We start from the raw sequence: 16407 nt of genomic DNA, 5'->3' as shown, positions 1-16407 counted from the left end.
AGAAGAGAATGCCTAACGCAGCACCCCTTCTTCCTTGAGCAGCTTGAAGATCGCCTCGGCTCCCTGTTCCGGGGTGACGTCGTTGAGCGTTTGCCCGCCGCCACCACCGGCTTTGGCAGCTGCTGCCTTGAAGCGGTCACGCGCCGATGACGACTTGACGATCTTGAGCCGTTTAGGGCGCTTGCGCGCTGGCTGAATGTGCCACGTGGCCAGGTCTTCGTCGATCTCGCTGGGCGCTTGCTGATGCGCTAGCTCGCCGCGTTTGGCTGGGCCAAACGCGCTCTGGCGTGCCGGAGGCGCGCTGCTGTCGACGGTGGCAATCGCCGGTAAGCGAATACGCAGGCGCCGCCGCTTGCCGCGGGGTAGGGCCTGAAGCACTACCGCCGTTCCCTGCTCGATTTTCTCGACCGCGGCCAGGCCGGTAATGATCGGCCAGCCAAGCGCCTCGGCCAACAGGTACGGCGTCACGCCCGAGGCCTCACCGGTTTCGGCGCGGGTGCCGGTCAGCACCAACTGCGGGGTGCTTTCGCGCAGCGCTTTCGCCAGGGCGGGTACCACATCGGCCTGGGGACTCTGTTCGATCAGGCCGACCGAGTCGATGCCCATGCCGAGATAGCCGCGGATGGCCTCTTCATGGTCGCTGTCCTGTTGGCCTGCATGTAGCAGGCTGACCGAGGCGCCTGTCAGCATCAGGGCCATTTCCACCGCTCGGGCGTCCTGGTCAGCGCGCCGCGTTCGTGCAGTCAGCGGGTGGCGGCCTACCGAGACCAGTACGGTCACGTTCAGGCTGCTGGCATTCGAGTGGCTAACACTGGTGTTACTGGCATCATGCGGCATCGCGATTCTCCTGCTGTTCGGCGCGGTACTGCTCCATGCGCGCGACAAGGGCCGCGAGGACCTGACTGGCATCGCCGATTACGCTCAGATCAGCACGTTTGACCATATCGCACCCTTCATCCAGGTTGATGGCCACGACCTTATCGCAGCTCTGAATGCCTTGAAGGTGCTGGATGGCGCCGGAAATCCCCACCGCCATATAGACTCGGGCGGAAACCCAGGTGCCGGTCGCGCCCACTTGGCGATCCCGTGGCATAAAGCCATCATCCACCGCCACGCGTGAGGCGCCCTTAGTGGCACCGAGCACTTCGGCGGCGTGGTGATAGCTGTCCCAATCTTTGACGCCGTTACCAGCGGAAAGAATAAACTCGGCTTCAGCAAGCGACACGCTGGCCGGGTCAACCGCCACTTCGCCCATGTCCTCAATCCGCCTGAGCATGTCGGGAAGCCCGTGCGAAAGAGCGATCGGCTCAGCCGCATGGCGGGTTTCGCTGACCGGGTCGGCGCACTCGGCCAAGGCCATCACAATACGTGGCAGGGCGCGGGTAATATCGTTTCTGCCCGCTGCGCCGCGTGCGGTACAGCGCCAGCCTGTCGCGCTTTTTGTCTCGGCCTCAACCTGCCAGACCTGAGCGGCTGGGCGCTCGCCAAGCCTCGCGGCCAGCCGCCGCCCCAGCTCTCCGCCAATGGATGAGTCAGGCAGCAGCCAGTAGCGGGGCGCCGTTTCACGGTCCACCCCCTGCAAGGTGGCGACGCTAAGCTCCGGCAAGTAGCCCCAGAAGCGTGCGCCCTCCAGGTGCAGCAACCGATCAATGCCTGCCTCGCCAAAGGCGATTTCTTTATGTTCGCCAAAGACGATAGCCAGCACGGCGCCGGGCTGGGTCACATCGGCATCGGCCAACTGCCGGGCCAGGCCCAGCAAGTCGCGATCGTGAGACGAAAGACGCCCACCGGTCATATCGGGCACTACCGCCACCATAAATGCTGGAGTATCGATAGCCACCGGGCGGCGTGCATCCTTGGACTCAACACTGCGTCCCGGCGACTGGGCCGCCTGTTGAACGCCGCTGCGGTCGACCCGTCGGATGCCGTTGGGCCCGATAAAGCCGGCTGCGTGCGGGTTGCGGCGTATGACGCCGTTAGGCCCCATCCATTCACTGGCTACGGCGCCTCCGCCGAGTTCAGCCAGCACCTCAAGGTGCTGTGGGTGCAGACGGTTACGGGCGATCCACTCCTTACGAGGGTCGCGACGAACAAGCTCGCTCATGGCGTTACCTCCTCGACAGTGCGCGGTGCTGCTGATGCGGGCTTGCTTTGGGCCGCCTTTTCGTCAGGCGTTTTGATGATCAGCGCATCGGCGACCAGTTCAGCGATATCCTTGATGTCGGCGCGGGGCTCAACCACGCCTTCCAGCATGGCAGTACACTGCGGGCAACCTACTGCGACCAGATCGGCACCCGTTTCGCGAACGTCTTCCATGCGCATATCAGGAATACGCTGCTTGCCGGGGATGTCGGTAATCGGCGCGCCGCCACCGCCACCGCAACAGCGGGAGCGATAGCCGGAGCGGGCCATTTCCTTAATCTCGATACCCAACGCCTTGAGCACGGAGCGCGGTGCTTCGTATTCACCGTTATAGCGGCCTAGATAGCAGGGGTCGTGATAAGTGACGCTGCCACCTTTCCAGGCCTTGAGCATGAGCTTGTCGTCTTCCAACAGCTGGTTGAGATAAGTACTGTGGTGGAAGACGTCGTACCGGGCCGGCATGTCAGCGGTGCCGAGATCGGCGTACTCGTTTTTAAGCACATGGAAACTGTGCGGGTCGCAGGTCACGATGCGCGCGAAGCGGTATTGGCTTAGAGTGTTGATATTGCGCCGCGCCAGGGTCTGGAACGTGGCCTCATCGCCCAGGCGGCGGGCCACATCGCCGCTGTCGCGCTCTTCATTACCCAGCACGGCAAAGTCGACTCCCGCAGCACGCAGTACGCTGATAAACGCGCGCAGCGTACGCTGGTTGCGCATATCAAACACGCCGTCGCCCAGCCACAGCAGCACATCGGCTTCGCGCTTGTCGGCCATCAGCGGCAGATTCAAATCCGCGGCCCAGTGCAAGCGAGAGTCGGGGTCGAACCCGCCAGGGTTGTCGGTGGCTATCAGGTTATCCAGTACTTCGGCGCCCTTGTTAGGCGTATTGCCGTGCTCCAGGGTCAGAAAGCGGCGCATGTCCACGATGGCGTCCACGTGCTCGATCATCATCGGGCACTCTTCAACGCAGGCCCGGCAGGTAGTGCATGACCATAGCGTTTCGGCATCCACCAGCGCGCCACCGTCACGGCCGACGATGGGGCCATGAGGGCTGCCGTCGTGCTCGCCCACCGGCTTGCCGGGGTAGGGGGAGCCTGCGTAGTTCGCATCGCTGCCGCCGGCCATGCCGACGACCATGTCTTGAATCAGCTTCTTGGGATTGAGCGGCTGCCCGGCGGCAAAGGCGGGACAGACCGCTTCACAGCGCCCGCACTGTACACAGGCATCAAAGCCCAGCAGTTGGTTCCAGGTGAAGTCAGCCGGTATCTCAACGCCCAGTTTTGCATGGTCGTCATTCAGTGCTAGCGGCTTGAGTCCGGTGGAGCGATGCTCACCGCCGTTGCGCTTTGAAAAGCGCTCGGGACGACGGTGGAAGGCCAAGTGAAGAGCGCCGGCAAAGGCATGCTTCATCGGCCCGCCCCAGGTCATGCCGAAGAACATTTCACCCAGCCCCCACATGATGACCGCGGCCAGTGCGAGCGCGGTGAACCAACCCACACCGCTTTGGAAAACGCCTTCCGGCAGAATGCCGGCGGTGGGCAGGGTGACCACGAACATACCCACCGAGAACGCCATCAGGCTTTTCGGCAGGCGCATCCAGGGCCCTTTAGAAAGCCGCGATGGCGGCGGACTGCGTCGCTTGGCGACCAGAATGCTACCCACAAGCATGCTGGTCGTCGCGGCCAGGAGCACCCAGGCAAGGATGGCGCTGTCTAGGCCAAAGCCGTGGACGATAATCGCCAACAGCGCAGCCAGCACGAAGCCACCGGCGGTGGCCACGTGGGTGTGGGAAATGTACTTGTCCCGCTCAACGACGTGGTGTAGGTCGACCAGGTAGCGTCTGGGCACCTGCATCAGCCCCTTGAAAACGGGCACGCGAGAGGGCCGCCCCTGGCGCCATAGGCGAACGCGGCGAACCGCACCGATGGCAGCCAGCAGTAGCGCAGAAAAAAGCAGAATCGGCAAAAGGGCATCAAGCATGGCGTCTCTCCTCTCAGAGACACCGTAAGGTCTGAATCATGGGCCTTACGACCCATGAGTTCAGCTTACAGCGTTATTGTTTCAGAAGTCTTTGCACAGTCGCAGCGCATCGTAGATGGCCGCATGCGTGTTGCGTGGCGCGGTGCAGTCACCCAGACGGAACAACAAGAAGCCATCGCCGCTTTCAGACAGGCAGGGCTGGGGCTTGATCGCGTAGAGCGCTTCGAGATCCATCTGGCCCTTGTTACGCGACTGCTCCTTGAGGCTGTAGTAGAGCGTTTCATCGGGGCGCACGCCGTTTTCCACCACGACCTGATCGACCACACGCTCTTCCTGGGCGCCGGTGTACTCGTTCTCAAGCACCGCCACCAGCGAGTCACCTTCGCGGTACACCTTATGCAGCGCGAGGTCCGAGGTCATGATCACCTCTTTCTCGTAGAGGCTGCGGTAATAGGTTGGGAAGGTGGTGCCGCCTACCGCGGCTCCCGGCTTGATATCGTCGGTGACGATCTCGACCTTTGATCCTTTGTCGGCCAGGAAATCCGCCACCGATACGCCGGAAAACTCGCAGATGGTGTCGTAGACCAGCACATTCTTGCCGGGCGCCACGTTGCCGTTGAGAATGTCCCAGGTGCTGACTACCAGGCTTTTATCGCTGTCGCTGTCGTAGCCCCACTCCGGCACTTGCGAAAGAAACGGCTGACCGCCGGTTGCCAGGATCACTACGTCCGGACGCAGATCTGCAAGAGTGTCCTCGTCGGCGCGAGTACCCAGGCGTAGGTCAATCTCCAGGCGCGTCAGTTCCAGCTGGTACCAGCGCGTGATACCGGCAATCTGATCGCGCTGCGGCGCTTTTGACGCCAGCGTAATCTGGCCGCCGATCTGCTCCTGTGCTTCGAACATTGTGACGTCGTGGCCGCGCTCGGCGCAGATACGTGCCGCTTCCATGCCGGCAGGGCCGCCGCCCACGATGACCACCTTGCGTTTGGGGCCGTCGCTTTTCTCAATAATATGCGGCAGTCCCATGTATTCACGCGAGGTCGCGGCGTTCTGAATACACAGCACGTCGAGCCCTTGGTACTGGCGGTCAATGCAGTAGTTGGCGCCCACGCACTGCTTGATCTGGTCGATCTGACCCATCTTGATCTTGGCGATAAGGTGCGGGTCGGCAATGTGGGCACGCGTCATGCCCACCAGGTCCACATAACCACCTTCAAGAATGCGCTGGGCCTGATTGGGGTCCTTGATATTCTGGGCATGAATGACCGGAACGTTGACCACTTCCTTTATGCCCGACGCCAGGTGCAAAAACGGCTCCGGTGGGTAGGACATGTTGGGAATAACGTTGGCTAAGGTGTTGTGGGTATCGCAGCCCGAGCCGATCACGCCGAAAAAGTCGACTTTGCCGGTGGCATCATAATAGGCAGCGATCCGCTTCATTTCTTCGTGATCAAGGCCATCCGGGTGGAATTCGTCACCGGTGATACGCATGCCCACCACGAACTCGTCACCTACCTCGGCGCGCACCGCCTTTAGCACTTCCATACCGAAGCGCATACGGTTCTCGAAGCTGCCACCCCAGTCGTCGGTACGCTTGTTAACACGCGGGCTCCAGAACTGGTCGATCAAGTGTTGGTGCACCGCAGAGAGTTCGACCCCATCCAGGCCGCCTTCCTTCGCCCGGCGCGCGGCCTGGGCAAAGTCACCGATGATGCGCCAGATATCTTCCTCTTCGATGGTTTTGCAGGTCGAACGGTGAACCGGTTCACGGATACCTGATGGTGACACCAGCGTCGACCAGTCGTGTCCATCCCAGCGCGAGCGACGCCCCATATGGGTAATCTGAATCATGATTTTGCCGCCATGCTTGTGCACAGCGTCGGCTAGATTCTGGAAGTGAGGGATGATGCGGTCGGTCGAGAGGTTGACCGAACTCCACCAGCCCTGGGGGCTGTCGATGGAAACAATCGACGAGCCGCCACAGATGCACAGCCCACAGCCGCCCTTGGCCTTCTCTTCGTAGTATTTTACGTAACGGTCCGTGGTCATGCCGCCATCGGTGGCGTAGACCTCGGCGTGGGCCGTACTGACCACACGGTTACGAATGGTCTGACTGCCGATCTGGATCGGCTTGAACAGTGCCTCGAATGCCATGGCATTGATCCTCAGTTCACGGGAGTGACAACAAACAGACCGTTATCGTGGCCTTCTTCGGCGCCACTCTGGGTCTGTTCGGCAACAGTGCGCAGCGTACTGTCGCGAGCACTCAGAATCTGATCCATGGCACCGGCAAACCAGCCGGTAAACATGTATTCGATTTTACGATTCACCTTGCCCATCTGGTAGACGAATGCGCTGTGCTCAAGGCGTACGCGCGCGGTACCTGCATCAAGGTCGATCTCTTCGGTAATGAAGATGCCCCAGCCGCGCTGGGAGAGGCGTTTCATGTAGTGCTCGAACACGTCCACGTCTTCTAGCCCGTGAAGTTCGGCCTCTTTCTCACACCAGTGCCAGGCACTTTTGTAGCCCGCCTGGTAAAGAATCTCGGCATATTTTTCGGCACCCAGCGCCTCTTCAACGGCCACATGGTTGTTGATGAAGAAGTGACGCGGGACATACAGCATCGGCAAGGCGTCGCTCGTCCAGATACCGGTTTCACTGTCGACTTCAATGGGGAGTTCGGGAGCAGTCTTGGTCACGGTCGTATTCCTTAAACTTATACTTATTCAAAAGCGCTTGGTTGTTCAATGCCTTCCAGGGTCTTGGGGGTGAACGGCAGAGCAGGCGTAATAAACGCCTATTCGCCCCACACGTCTTTTAGGGTTCTCACCCAGTTCTCGCCCATGATTTTTCTGACCTGGGACTCGCTCATCCCTCGCTTTAGAAGCGCTTCTGTCAGATTGGGAAATTCACCGATGGTGCGGATGCCTTCGGGGTTGATGATCGTGCCGAAACTGGTCAGGCGACGGGCGTAGCCCTTGTCATGGGTCAGCCACTCGAAGAAGTTCTGGTCATGGCCCTGAGTGAAGTCGGTGCCGATGCCGATGGCGTCTTCACCCACGATATTCATGATGTACTCGATCGCTTCACAGTAGTCGTCGATGGTTGAATCAACGCCTTTCTTGAGAAACGGGGTGAACATGGTCACGCCGACAAAGCCGCCGTGGTCGGCGATGAACTTAAGCTCTGCATCGGACTTGTTGCGGGGGTGCTCTTTGAGCCCGGAGGGCAGGCAGTGCGAGTAGCACACCGGCTTTTTGGATTCGAGGATGACTTCTTCAGAGGTCTTGGCGCCCACGTGGGAAAGATCGCACAGCATGCCGACGCGGTTCATTTCCGCGACGATCTCGCGTCCAAAGCCAGACAGGCCGCCGTCACGCTCGTAGCAGCCGGTGCCGACCAGATTCTGGGTGTTGTAGCACATCTGCACGATGCCCACGCCGAGCTCCTTGAAGATCTCGACGTAGCCGATTTGATCTTCAAAGGCGTGGGCATTCTGAAAGCCGAAGATGATACCGGTCTTGCCTTCTTTCTTGGCGCGCATAATGTCGGCGGTGGTGCGAACCGGGCGTACCAGGTCGCTGCACTCTGCCATTAGCTTTTTGGACGCCACGATATTGTCGACCGTTGCCTTGAAGCCTTCCCAGACCGAGACAGTGCAGTTGGCTGCAGTCAGGCCGCCACGACGCATGTCTTCAAGTAATTCGCGGTTCCATTTGGCGATAATCAGGCCGTCAATGACGATGGCATCTTGGTGCAACTCAGCAGGGTTCATAGCGTAGCTCCAGAATTGTTTATATAGGAAGCATAGCGTTGCCCTGCTGCTGATCAGCTCTTGGAAACGACGACGGAAATTCCAAAAGCGTCATTAGGCGAAATGCACGCGTGGCAAATATGGCAAGTAGGCGGGTTAAGCGATACAAAAGAGGCAAGGGCGCGAAAGGGGGCGCAATATGACCGAGGGTCTAACGAAAAAGAGCTGCCTTTTGGGCAGCTCTGATAGCAATGATGACAGACCCCGTCAGGTGACGAGCGGTACGCTGGCAAAGGTCGGCTCACCTTGAGCATAGGCAAGCGCCAGAAGAGCACTTGATGCCGGTTCGCTGCTCGCCGGTTCTACGCCCCAACGCTTGAGCAGTGGCGGCGATTTTTCCTGATGTTTTGGGCAGGAATGAATGCCCAGGCGTTCGTCGCGCGGCGGAACGCCGAAGCACTCGCGATAGCACTTGGAAAAATGCGGGGTTGAAACAAAGCCGCACACAGAGGCAATCTCGATGATTGAGAGAGGCGTCTGTTTGAGTAACTGACGTGCCCGCACCAGTCGCAGCTTGAGATAATACCGGGAGGGCGAGCAGTGCAGATAGCGCTGGAAAAGCCGCTCCGACTGGCGCCGCGAGACGCCAACGTAGCTGGCCAGTTCGTCGAGCTCAAGCGGCTCTTCCAGGTTGGACTCCATCAGCGCAACGATGTCCAGCAGCTTGGGCTGTGTCGTGCCCAGCACATGCTTTAACGGCACGCGCTGCTGATCCTGCTCGTTACGCATGCGCTCGTAGATGAACATCTCGGAGATGCCTGCAGAAATCTCTTTGCCATGATCGTGAGCGATCAGGTTGAGCATCATATCCAGCGGCGCCGTGCCTCCAGAGGCGGTAAAACGGTCGCGATCAATAGAGAACAGCCGTGTCGTCAGCACAATCTTTGGAAATGCCTCCTGAATAGAGGCCAGGCACTCCCAGTGAATGCTGGTTTCGTAATGATCAAGCAGACCTGCCTGGCCTAACGCCCAGCTACCCGTACAGATAGCGCCTAAGCGACGTAGCTGGCGCGACTGTGCCTGCAGCCAATGTAGATGATCACGGCTGACACTATGCTGAGGGGCAACGCCGCCACAAACCACCACCCAATCCAGCGACAGCGGTGCGTGCATTGAGGCATCTGGCGTTACATGCAGGCCGTCACTTGCGCGAACCGGGGAGCCATCCTGAGTAAGGGTGTACCAGCGGTAAAGCTCGCGTCCAGCCAACTGGTTTGCCATGCGCAAGGGCTCAATCGCTGACGCTAGAGAGATAAGCGTGAAGTTGTCCAACAGCAGAAAACCGAGGGTTTGCGGAACGTTCGAGTGACCTACAGTCGTTGGGTTTTTTACTTGATTAATAGTCATGGTCTATACCTCTATCACCTAAACGTCATTGATTTTATTTTTATTATCGTTTTATATCGCCGGCGTTTTTTTCTGGGTCCCTGCGCTAGATACTTACTGCCTACAATGCATATTGGCACGGATGACACTTATACTGACAAAGCAATCTTAAAAGCAATTCAATCGATGTCGCAAATAGAATGCTGGAAGTCGCCTCTGAGGCAATTAATGTGGATGTAAGGCGAGCATCAGTGATGAATGAAACGTTCGTTTCAACGTTAAGCGTCGTTTCGATAAGGCATTGAGCCAAAAGGTTTTACATCTAAAAACGCTATAATCTAATAAGCTAAGCAATGAAAGGAGATATCAATGGCCAAGCTTTTCAAGGAGTTCCGCGAGTTTGCGGTTAAAGGTAACGTTGTGGATATGGCGGTGGGGATCATTATCGGCGGCGCTTTTACGCTGATCGTACAAAGCCTCGTCAAGGATGTAATGAATCCTATTATCGGCCTACTGGTGGGGGGAGTCGATTTCTCCAACCTCTTTGTCGTGCTCAGTCAGGGCGCCGTTGCAGGCCCTTATCCCACCTTGGCGGCCGCTCAGGTGGCCGGAGCAGTCACCCTAAACGTTGGGCTATTTATCAATGCGGTGGTCAGCTTCACGATTGTGGCTTTCGTTGTTTTTATGCTGGTAAGAACGATTAACCGCTTAAAGCGTGAAGAGGTGGAATCACCCAAAAGCCCGGTTGAGAAGCCCTGCCCGCACTGCCTCATGACCGTGCCTATCAAAGCCACTCGCTGCGGCCACTGCACCTCCGAGTTGCCTGTACCCACAGAGGCAGAACAGCAGTCTCTTAATACAGCGTCGACGCCATTACAATCTTAATGGTTCGTTATAAAAACGGGTGCCCAAAAGGGCACCCGTTTTTATGCAGCTTACTTTAAGCGCGTTTTTTAGCTACTTTCGTGTCAGGGGTTTGGCTATCACTGGCATCGCTTGGCTGGGGCAGCGAGGGCAGCGATTTAGCCAGCATTTCAACGCTGTGACGATAGTACAGCTGGCTCTTGTTGTGTTCACCCATACTGGCGTAAAGACGGGCAAGCTCGGCGCATACCTCACCGTTGGGGCGCTGGCGCTGGCTGGCTTCGAAGTATTCCAGCGCTTTTTCCCATTTGCCGGTGCGCAGAGACAGCCGGCCACAGGTCAATAGTAGCTCCGGATCATTAGGTCGCTCTTGCAGCCATTTCTCTGCTTTTGCCAACTGTCGTGCTGGGTCAACCTTCAGCAGGCCGTAGCGTTTTACTAAGCGTGCATCCCAGTGATGGTCCAGCGAATGATTAAGCAGGCGCTCGGCAATAAACTCTTCATTGGCTTGAATCAGTGCTTCGCAATAAATAGCGATAAGCTCCGTATTGCCGCGCATATAGTCAGGCATATCCGCCCACAGCCCACGCACACGCTCAACGTTGGTTGGGTTTTTGGCTTCAAAGATAATCAGCTCACGGTAAGCTTTAAACTCTAGCTGCTCGCGCTCTGATTGAGAAATCAGCTTTTGCGCCGCCAGCCGTGGAATCAAACGCCGCAGGCCTTCCCAGTCGTTGACGCTCACATGCACCTGTTTCAGCAGCTTGAGCACCTGCGGGTGGTTAGAAAGCTTTTTGTCCAGTCGATTCAAAATCGCCAGGGCTTCTTCGGGCTGCTGGCGCTCAATCATCATTTGCGCCTGCATTAGGCCAACGGCCGTATCCGCGCCTTGCGTTGAAAGCTGTGCCTGGTTGAGGTGCTCTTGAGACTTAGCGTGGTTGCCTTGGTAGTGGGCGGCCAGCGCCGCTGATAGGTAATTAACCAGCGGCGTACTGGAATCATCGGCAGCGTTAGCCAAGGTTTTCTCGGCTTTTTTCCAACGACCTTCGGTTAGCGCGACGAGGCCACGCACAGTGCGCTGCATAGCGCGGCGATTGCGTGCACGACTGTTCCAACTGCGAAAACGGCCCATCGGGCGAATGATGCCGCTTAGCAAGCGCAGGACGAAATGAAGGACAATAAACGCGGCAAACAGCAATACCAGGCCAAACCAAAACGAGGTTTGTATGGAGGAATCGCCAACGCGGATGAGCCAGTAGCCGGGCACCGCCATCATCATCTGCCCAAATAGGGCACCGACGGCAAGGCCAGCGACAATCAGCAGAACAAGCTTTCTCATGCATCACCTCCGCTTTGGCCACGCGTTTCATGGCGGTTCTCAATAAAACGCGTGAGTTCCTGCTGAGAAGCGCTGATATCCGGCAGCTCCGGCTTTATCTCGGTCTGCTGAAGCTCTTGAAGGCGCGCGATAACATTTTGCGTTTCTTCGCGGTCGGTATCGTAATAGTCGTTCAGAAGCCCCAGTGCTTTATCAAGGCTGGCCTGATACAGGTCCTGCTCTTCTTTTAGCAGCGCTAGCTGGGATTGCTCCAAGATTAAGCGCAGGCTCTGGCGCAGGTACGACTCTTGCTCGGGCGTCACAAGTGCTTCCAGCGCTTCATCGTGATGGCGAATCACCACCAAGTCTTTCAGCTCTTGACCGAAGCGTGCTAACTGGCGCTGGAACGTACCGGTCGGTGGCTGTTCGATGCCGGAAGTGACTGCGCGTTCTTCAATCTCTTGCGAAAGCCGCAGGTTGGCAACCTGCTCCTGCTGAGCATTCAGCGCTAAGTAGAGGCCGGTGCGGTCAACCTGGGGTACGCCATCAAGGGCGGCTAGCTCATTGGCAATCTCGCGGCGTACCGGCGTCAACGCGGGATTTTCCGCATCGACAAGGCGCGCGTCAGCGGTGCGCAGCAGCGCCGCAGCGCCGTTAACATCGCCCTCTAACTGCAGACGTTGATTCGCTAGGCGCAGCAGATACGCGGCTTCGGCATGCAGCCAATCGCGCTCGTCGGTGTCCTGCTCCTGGGAAAGTTGATCCAGCACCTGGCCCAAGGTCTCATCGACTTCGCTACGGTAGCTGCCAAATTCGTCGCGCAGCTCGCTGAGCGTACCTTGCAGGGCCTCATCGCGCTCTGCTTCGCCGCCGTCTAGGCGCGACGCCAGATCGCTCACCGACTGTTGCGATGCATTACTTTCGGTTTGCTGGGTCAGTTCATCAATACGCTGCTGCTGGTTCTCAAGGCGCTGCCAGCCCTGCCAGGCGACGAGGGCCAATACGATAGCCACGATAATGACCAGCACAATAGCGAAGAGGCCGCCCTTACCGCCACCGCTGCCTTTACCCGTATTGCTGGGCGGTGGCGTACCACCGGACGAAGATTTTGATGGCGTTGGTTTTGGGGGTGTCGGCGTTGCTGATGCCGTGCTGGGTGATGATGCGGTACTTTGTGCGGGCGAAGGTGAACTTGTGGCCTGGGAAGATGAACTTGGCGCGGCAGTGCCTGTCGACGAGGGTGTGGCCGCCGTGCTGGCTGCCGACGAAGCTGCGCTGTTGGTGCCGCCTTTTCCACGCCGCCGCGAACGATGGTTGTTAGCACCACTTTGGTTATTAGCACCGCTTTGAGGGGGCGGCGGTGAACTCGGCGGTGTAGTCGGCGTGCTGGGCTCAGACGTGCGGCTAGTCGCAGCGGCCGTGTCGGTCGTTTTAGGGATGCCTTGAGAGGCATCGGCGGATGTCGGTTGAACATCGCCCTGATCATTTACTTGTTTGCTCATCTGTCGCTAGCCCTTAGTAAGTTCCTTGATCGACATCGGCACCCTGTGGGTCGCAAGTCTCCAACGCCGCTATCAACGCAGCCGACGTTGCTCCAGACGCCACCTTGAGGTTACAAAAACCTAGTATGCCAGCCAGTGTAGCCAAACGGCGACTGGAAACGATTAGCGGTTGGTTGAAAGCCGCCTGATTGCACCATTTTGCCAGATGTTCCAGCAGTTCGCTGCTGGTGACGATCAATGCCCGATAATTACCTGAAAATAAATACGCCTGTAGGGCGGGTGCAAGGGGCTGAAGCGTACGTCGGTAAACGGCGATGCGGCTTACCTTTGCTCCCCGCGCGGTGAGCGTTTCTGCCAGCAGAGTTCTGCCGCCTTCACCTGCCACTAATAGAATACGCTGATGCGCCAGCTGCTGCAGCGACGCCAGTGCCAGCAGCGCTTCGCTGGTGTCTTCCCTCGCATCGGCTGGGGGCACGTGTACGCGCACACCCAGCTGATCATAAAGCGTGCTCGCGGTAGCGCTACCGACGCTGTAGTAGTCAATCCCCACGGGAAGCTGCGGCCAGTAGCGGTCTAATGCCTCGGCCAAGCAAACGGCGGCGAAGGGGCTAATAACGATTATCTTATGGTACTGATCAATATCTAGCCATGTGCTTCGCATGGCAGCATTTTCTGGCAACGTTTCCAGCTGCATCACATTGAGTGATTCAACGCTTCCGCCCTGGCCGCGTAGCGCCGCGGCGAGCGCTTCTCCGCGCTCACCAGGGCGGCAGATCAGTACTGGCTGGCTCATATTTCTCGACCGTAAACCTCTTCCAAAATATCACCTGCGCCTTGGTCGAGCAGGTCTTCTGCAACGCGAATGCCCAGCGCCTCAGGCTCATGCATTGAGCCGCTGCCTTCGGCGCGAAGCACTTCTGTACCCTCTGGGTTTCCCACTAAGCCGCGTAGCCACAGCGTTTCGTTGGCAAGGTCTAGCACTGCGTGTCCGGCGATAGGCACCTGACAGCCACCGTCGAGTCGTGTATTCATCGCTCTTTCTGCGCGTACCCGAGTGGCAGTGTCAGGATCATCCAGTGGTGCGAGCAGGTTGATAAGCTCAGGATCATGCAGGCGGCACTCAATGCCTAGCGCGCCTTGACCACAGGCAGGCAGGCATACTTCCGGCGGCAACGCCTGGGCAATTCGCGCGTTCAGGCCCAACCGTTGTAGACCGGAAGTGGCGAGAATAATGGCATCAAAATCGCCGGCGTCTAATTTGGCGAGTCGTGTTTGCACGTTGCCGCGCAGATTAAGAATTTGTAGGTCAGGACGGACTTCGCGCATTTGCAGACCACGGCGCAGGCTAGCAGTGCCAATGCTCGCCCCTTCAGGCAGCTCATCGAGGCTTGCGTAGTGGTTAGACACAAACGCATCGGTAGGGTCGGCCCCTTCCAAAATGATCGAGAGGCCTAATCCTTCAGGAAAGTTCATCGGTACGTCCTTCATGGAGTGGACGGCAATATCGGCACGGCCATCAAGCATCGCATCTTCAAGTTCTTTAACGAACAGTCCTTTCCCACCAATCTTAGAAAGAGGCGTATCGATTATTTTATCGCCCTTAGTAGAAAGGGGGACAAGTTCGACCTCAAGGCCGCTGTGCTCTGCCATTAAGCGGTCACGAACGTACTCAGCCTGCCACATGGCCAGTTGGCTTTTACGCGTGGCAATGCGCAATTTGGTAATTGATAGCACGTTATTCTCCCCTATACCGCAGACACGGCGACTCACACTATGATACCCCTATCATAAAGCACCGGGCGCCACAGTAAAAACGGCATGCCGCTGAGCGGGACGACTCTGGTACACTTTCCGTCAACGACTCCATTGTTTTGTCAGCAGGATATATCTCCGATGAGCCAAGCTACGAATCAGTCTTGGGGCGGTCGCTTTAGCGAGCCCACCGATGCCTTTGTTGCCCGTTTTACCGCGTCTGTCACCTTTGATCAGCGCCTAGCCCGCCAGGATATTCAGGGCTCCATCGCCCATGCCACCATGCTGGCCCGCGTAGACGTACTGACCGATGACGAGCGCGACGCCATTATCAACGGCCTGAACGAGATTCAGGGTGAGATCGAGCGCGGCGAATTCAACTGGTCGGTGCCGCTTGAAGACGTGCACATGAACATCGAGGCGCGGCTGACCGACAAGATTGGTATTACCGGCAAGAAGCTGCACACCGGGCGTTCGCGCAACGACCAGGTAGCCACCGATATTCGCCTGTTCATGCGCGATGAAATCGACGTCATTGAAGTAGAGCTTAAGCGCCTGCGCGAAGGCATGATTGAGCTGGCTGATCGTGAAGCCGATACGATTATGCCGGGCTTTACTCACCTGCAAACGGCTCAGCCGGTAACGTTCGGCCACCATATTTTAGCGTGGCAAGAAATGCTGTCGCGGGATCATGAGCGTCTGTTGGATTGTCGTAAACGCGTCAACGTGATGCCGCTGGGCGCTGCTGCCCTAGCGGGAACGACCTATCCGATTGATCGCCACGTCACCGCAGAGCTTCTAGGCTTTGATCGCCCGGCGGAAAATTCGCTAGACGCCGTGTCAGATCGTGACTTCGCGATCGAATTCACAAGCTTTGCCAGTATTTTGTTGATGCATCTATCGCGCATGAGCGAGGAGCTGGTGCTGTGGACCAGCGCTCAGTTCAACTTTATCGATCTGCCCGACCGCTTCTGCACCGGCTCATCCATTATGCCGCAGAAGAAAAACCCGGACGTGCCCGAGCTGGTGCGCGGCAAAACCGGCCGTGTGTATGGCCATTTAATGGCGCTGCTGACGCTGATGAAATCCCAGCCGTTGGCTTACAACAAAGACAACCAAGAAGATAAAGAGCCGTTGTTTGACGCTGTGGATACCGTGCGCGACTGCTTGAAAGCCTTCGCCGATATGGTGCCTGCCATTGAGCCGAAAAAAACCAGCATGTATGAAGCGGCGCGGCGTGGGTTTTCGACCGCGACGGATCTTGCCGATTACCTGGTTCGCAAAGGTGTTGCTTTCCGCGATGCCCATGAAATTGTCGGTCACTCGGTGGCCTACGGTCTTAAAACGGAAAAAGACCTCTCTGAAATGAGTCTTGATGAGCTCAAGCAGTTCTCCGACATCATTGAGCAGGATGTTTTCGAGGTGTTGACCCTTGAAGGTTCAGTGGCCGCGCGTAATCACATTGGCGGCACCGCACCGAATCAAGTGCGTGCTGCTGCCCAGCGTGCGCGCGATGCGCTGAGTGCACTCAAGGCGGGTGCTGCATGAAAACGTTAGCACTGATGGTACTGCTGGTGGCAAGCCTGGCCGGTTTAGCCGGCTGTGGGCAAAAAGGGCCGCTTTATCTGCCGGACGATGCGCCCGCCATCGAACAGTCTGACGAGCAGCCTAGCCGCGCGGCTGAATAGAGCGCCGTTGGCCTAGGAAAA

The 16407-nt window shown here is 57.9% G+C and carries 15 protein-coding genes; 4 read left to right on the top strand and 11 right to left on the bottom strand.

Annotated features, from left to right (window positions below):
• Positions 1–12 precede the first annotated feature (12 nt).
• The 7 genes from etfB to ACT3TR_RS08130 form a co-directional block, all read right to left on the bottom strand.
• The gene (gene etfB, locus ACT3TR_RS08160) at positions 13–837 is read right to left on the bottom strand and encodes an electron transfer flavoprotein subunit beta (RefSeq protein ID WP_096276982.1); all 825 of its coding nucleotides are present in this window, start codon (positions 835–837) and stop codon (positions 13–15) included.
• Positions 827–2104, bottom strand: a complete 1278-nt coding sequence (etfA, locus tag ACT3TR_RS08155; protein WP_096276984.1) for an electron transfer flavoprotein subunit alpha — start codon at positions 2102–2104, stop codon at positions 827–829. Before etfA ends, etfB begins: the two co-directional genes overlap by 11 nt.
• Positions 2101–4122 carry a (Fe-S)-binding protein gene (locus ACT3TR_RS08150; protein ID WP_096276986.1) on the bottom strand — a complete coding sequence of 674 codons (2022 nt, stop codon included), beginning with the start codon at positions 4120–4122 and terminating at the stop codon, positions 2101–2103. Before ACT3TR_RS08150 ends, etfA begins: the two co-directional genes overlap by 4 nt.
• An 81-nt stretch (positions 4123–4203) precedes the next feature.
• Positions 4204–6276, bottom strand: a complete 2073-nt coding sequence (gene dgcA, locus ACT3TR_RS08145) for a dimethylglycine demethylation protein DgcA (protein ID WP_096276988.1) — start codon at positions 6274–6276, stop codon at positions 4204–4206.
• An 11-nt stretch (positions 6277–6287) separates the two neighbouring features.
• On the bottom strand, positions 6288–6821 hold the full coding sequence (locus ACT3TR_RS08140; protein WP_096276990.1) for a 4-vinyl reductase: 534 nt from the start codon (positions 6819–6821) through the stop codon (positions 6288–6290).
• Between the two features lie 98 nt (positions 6822–6919).
• Positions 6920–7897 (bottom strand): dipeptidase, encoded by a 978-nt coding sequence (locus tag ACT3TR_RS08135; protein ID WP_096276992.1) that lies wholly within the window; start codon positions 7895–7897, stop codon positions 6920–6922.
• Positions 7898–8143: 246 nt separating this feature from the next.
• Entirely contained in the window at positions 8144–9283 is a 1140-nt protein-coding gene (locus tag ACT3TR_RS08130) for a GlxA family transcriptional regulator (protein ID WP_096276994.1), read from the bottom strand.
• Positions 9284–9631: 348 nt separating this feature from the next.
• On the opposite strand from ACT3TR_RS08130, the gene mscL reads away from it, so the two are divergent.
• Positions 9632–10147, top strand: coding sequence for a large-conductance mechanosensitive channel protein MscL (mscL, locus tag ACT3TR_RS08125; RefSeq protein ID WP_096276996.1), 516 nt, complete (start codon positions 9632–9634; stop codon positions 10145–10147).
• A gap of 55 nt (positions 10148–10202) precedes the next feature.
• Here mscL and ACT3TR_RS08120 read toward each other — a convergent pair whose 3' ends face one another.
• Both ACT3TR_RS08120 and ACT3TR_RS08115 read right to left on the bottom strand, forming a co-directional pair.
• On the bottom strand, positions 10203–11465 hold the full coding sequence (locus tag ACT3TR_RS08120; RefSeq protein WP_096276999.1) for a heme biosynthesis HemY N-terminal domain-containing protein: 1263 nt from the start codon (positions 11463–11465) through the stop codon (positions 10203–10205).
• The gene (locus ACT3TR_RS08115; RefSeq protein ID WP_255249082.1) at positions 11462–12457 is read right to left on the bottom strand and encodes a uroporphyrinogen-III C-methyltransferase; all 996 of its coding nucleotides are present in this window, start codon (positions 12455–12457) and stop codon (positions 11462–11464) included. Before ACT3TR_RS08115 ends, ACT3TR_RS08120 begins: the two co-directional genes overlap by 4 nt.
• Positions 12458–12461: 4 nt before the next feature.
• Here ACT3TR_RS08115 and ACT3TR_RS08110 point away from each other — a divergent pair, with 4 nt between their 5' ends.
• The gene (locus ACT3TR_RS08110; RefSeq protein WP_141393020.1) at positions 12462–12794 is read left to right on the top strand and encodes a hypothetical protein; all 333 of its coding nucleotides are present in this window, start codon (positions 12462–12464) and stop codon (positions 12792–12794) included.
• Between the two features lie 165 nt (positions 12795–12959).
• Here the strand turns inward: ACT3TR_RS08110 and ACT3TR_RS08105 are convergent, their stop codons facing one another.
• Both ACT3TR_RS08105 and hemC read right to left on the bottom strand, forming a co-directional pair.
• Positions 12960–13739, bottom strand: a complete 780-nt coding sequence (locus ACT3TR_RS08105; protein WP_096277005.1) for a uroporphyrinogen-III synthase — start codon at positions 13737–13739, stop codon at positions 12960–12962.
• Positions 13736–14680, bottom strand: coding sequence for a hydroxymethylbilane synthase (hemC, locus tag ACT3TR_RS08100; RefSeq protein ID WP_192536015.1), 945 nt, complete (start codon positions 14678–14680; stop codon positions 13736–13738). The genes ACT3TR_RS08105 and hemC overlap by 4 nt, the downstream gene beginning before the upstream one ends.
• Positions 14681–14839: 159 nt before the next feature.
• Between hemC and argH the strand changes: the two genes are divergently transcribed.
• Both argH and lptM read left to right on the top strand, forming a co-directional pair.
• Positions 14840–16246 carry an argininosuccinate lyase gene (gene argH / locus ACT3TR_RS08095; RefSeq protein ID WP_096277009.1) on the top strand — a complete coding sequence of 469 codons (1407 nt, stop codon included), beginning with the start codon at positions 14840–14842 and terminating at the stop codon, positions 16244–16246.
• On the top strand, positions 16243–16386 hold the full coding sequence (gene lptM, locus ACT3TR_RS08090) for an LPS translocon maturation chaperone LptM (RefSeq protein WP_096277011.1): 144 nt from the start codon (positions 16243–16245) through the stop codon (positions 16384–16386). Before argH ends, lptM begins: the two co-directional genes overlap by 4 nt.
• Positions 16387–16407: the final 21 nt, after the last annotated feature.

Source organism: Halomonas sp. AOP12-B1-6, assembly GCF_052379225.1.
Lineage (GTDB): Bacteria > Pseudomonadota > Gammaproteobacteria > Pseudomonadales > Halomonadaceae > Vreelandella > Vreelandella casei.
This window is presented reverse-complemented; position numbering and strand designations above follow the sequence as displayed.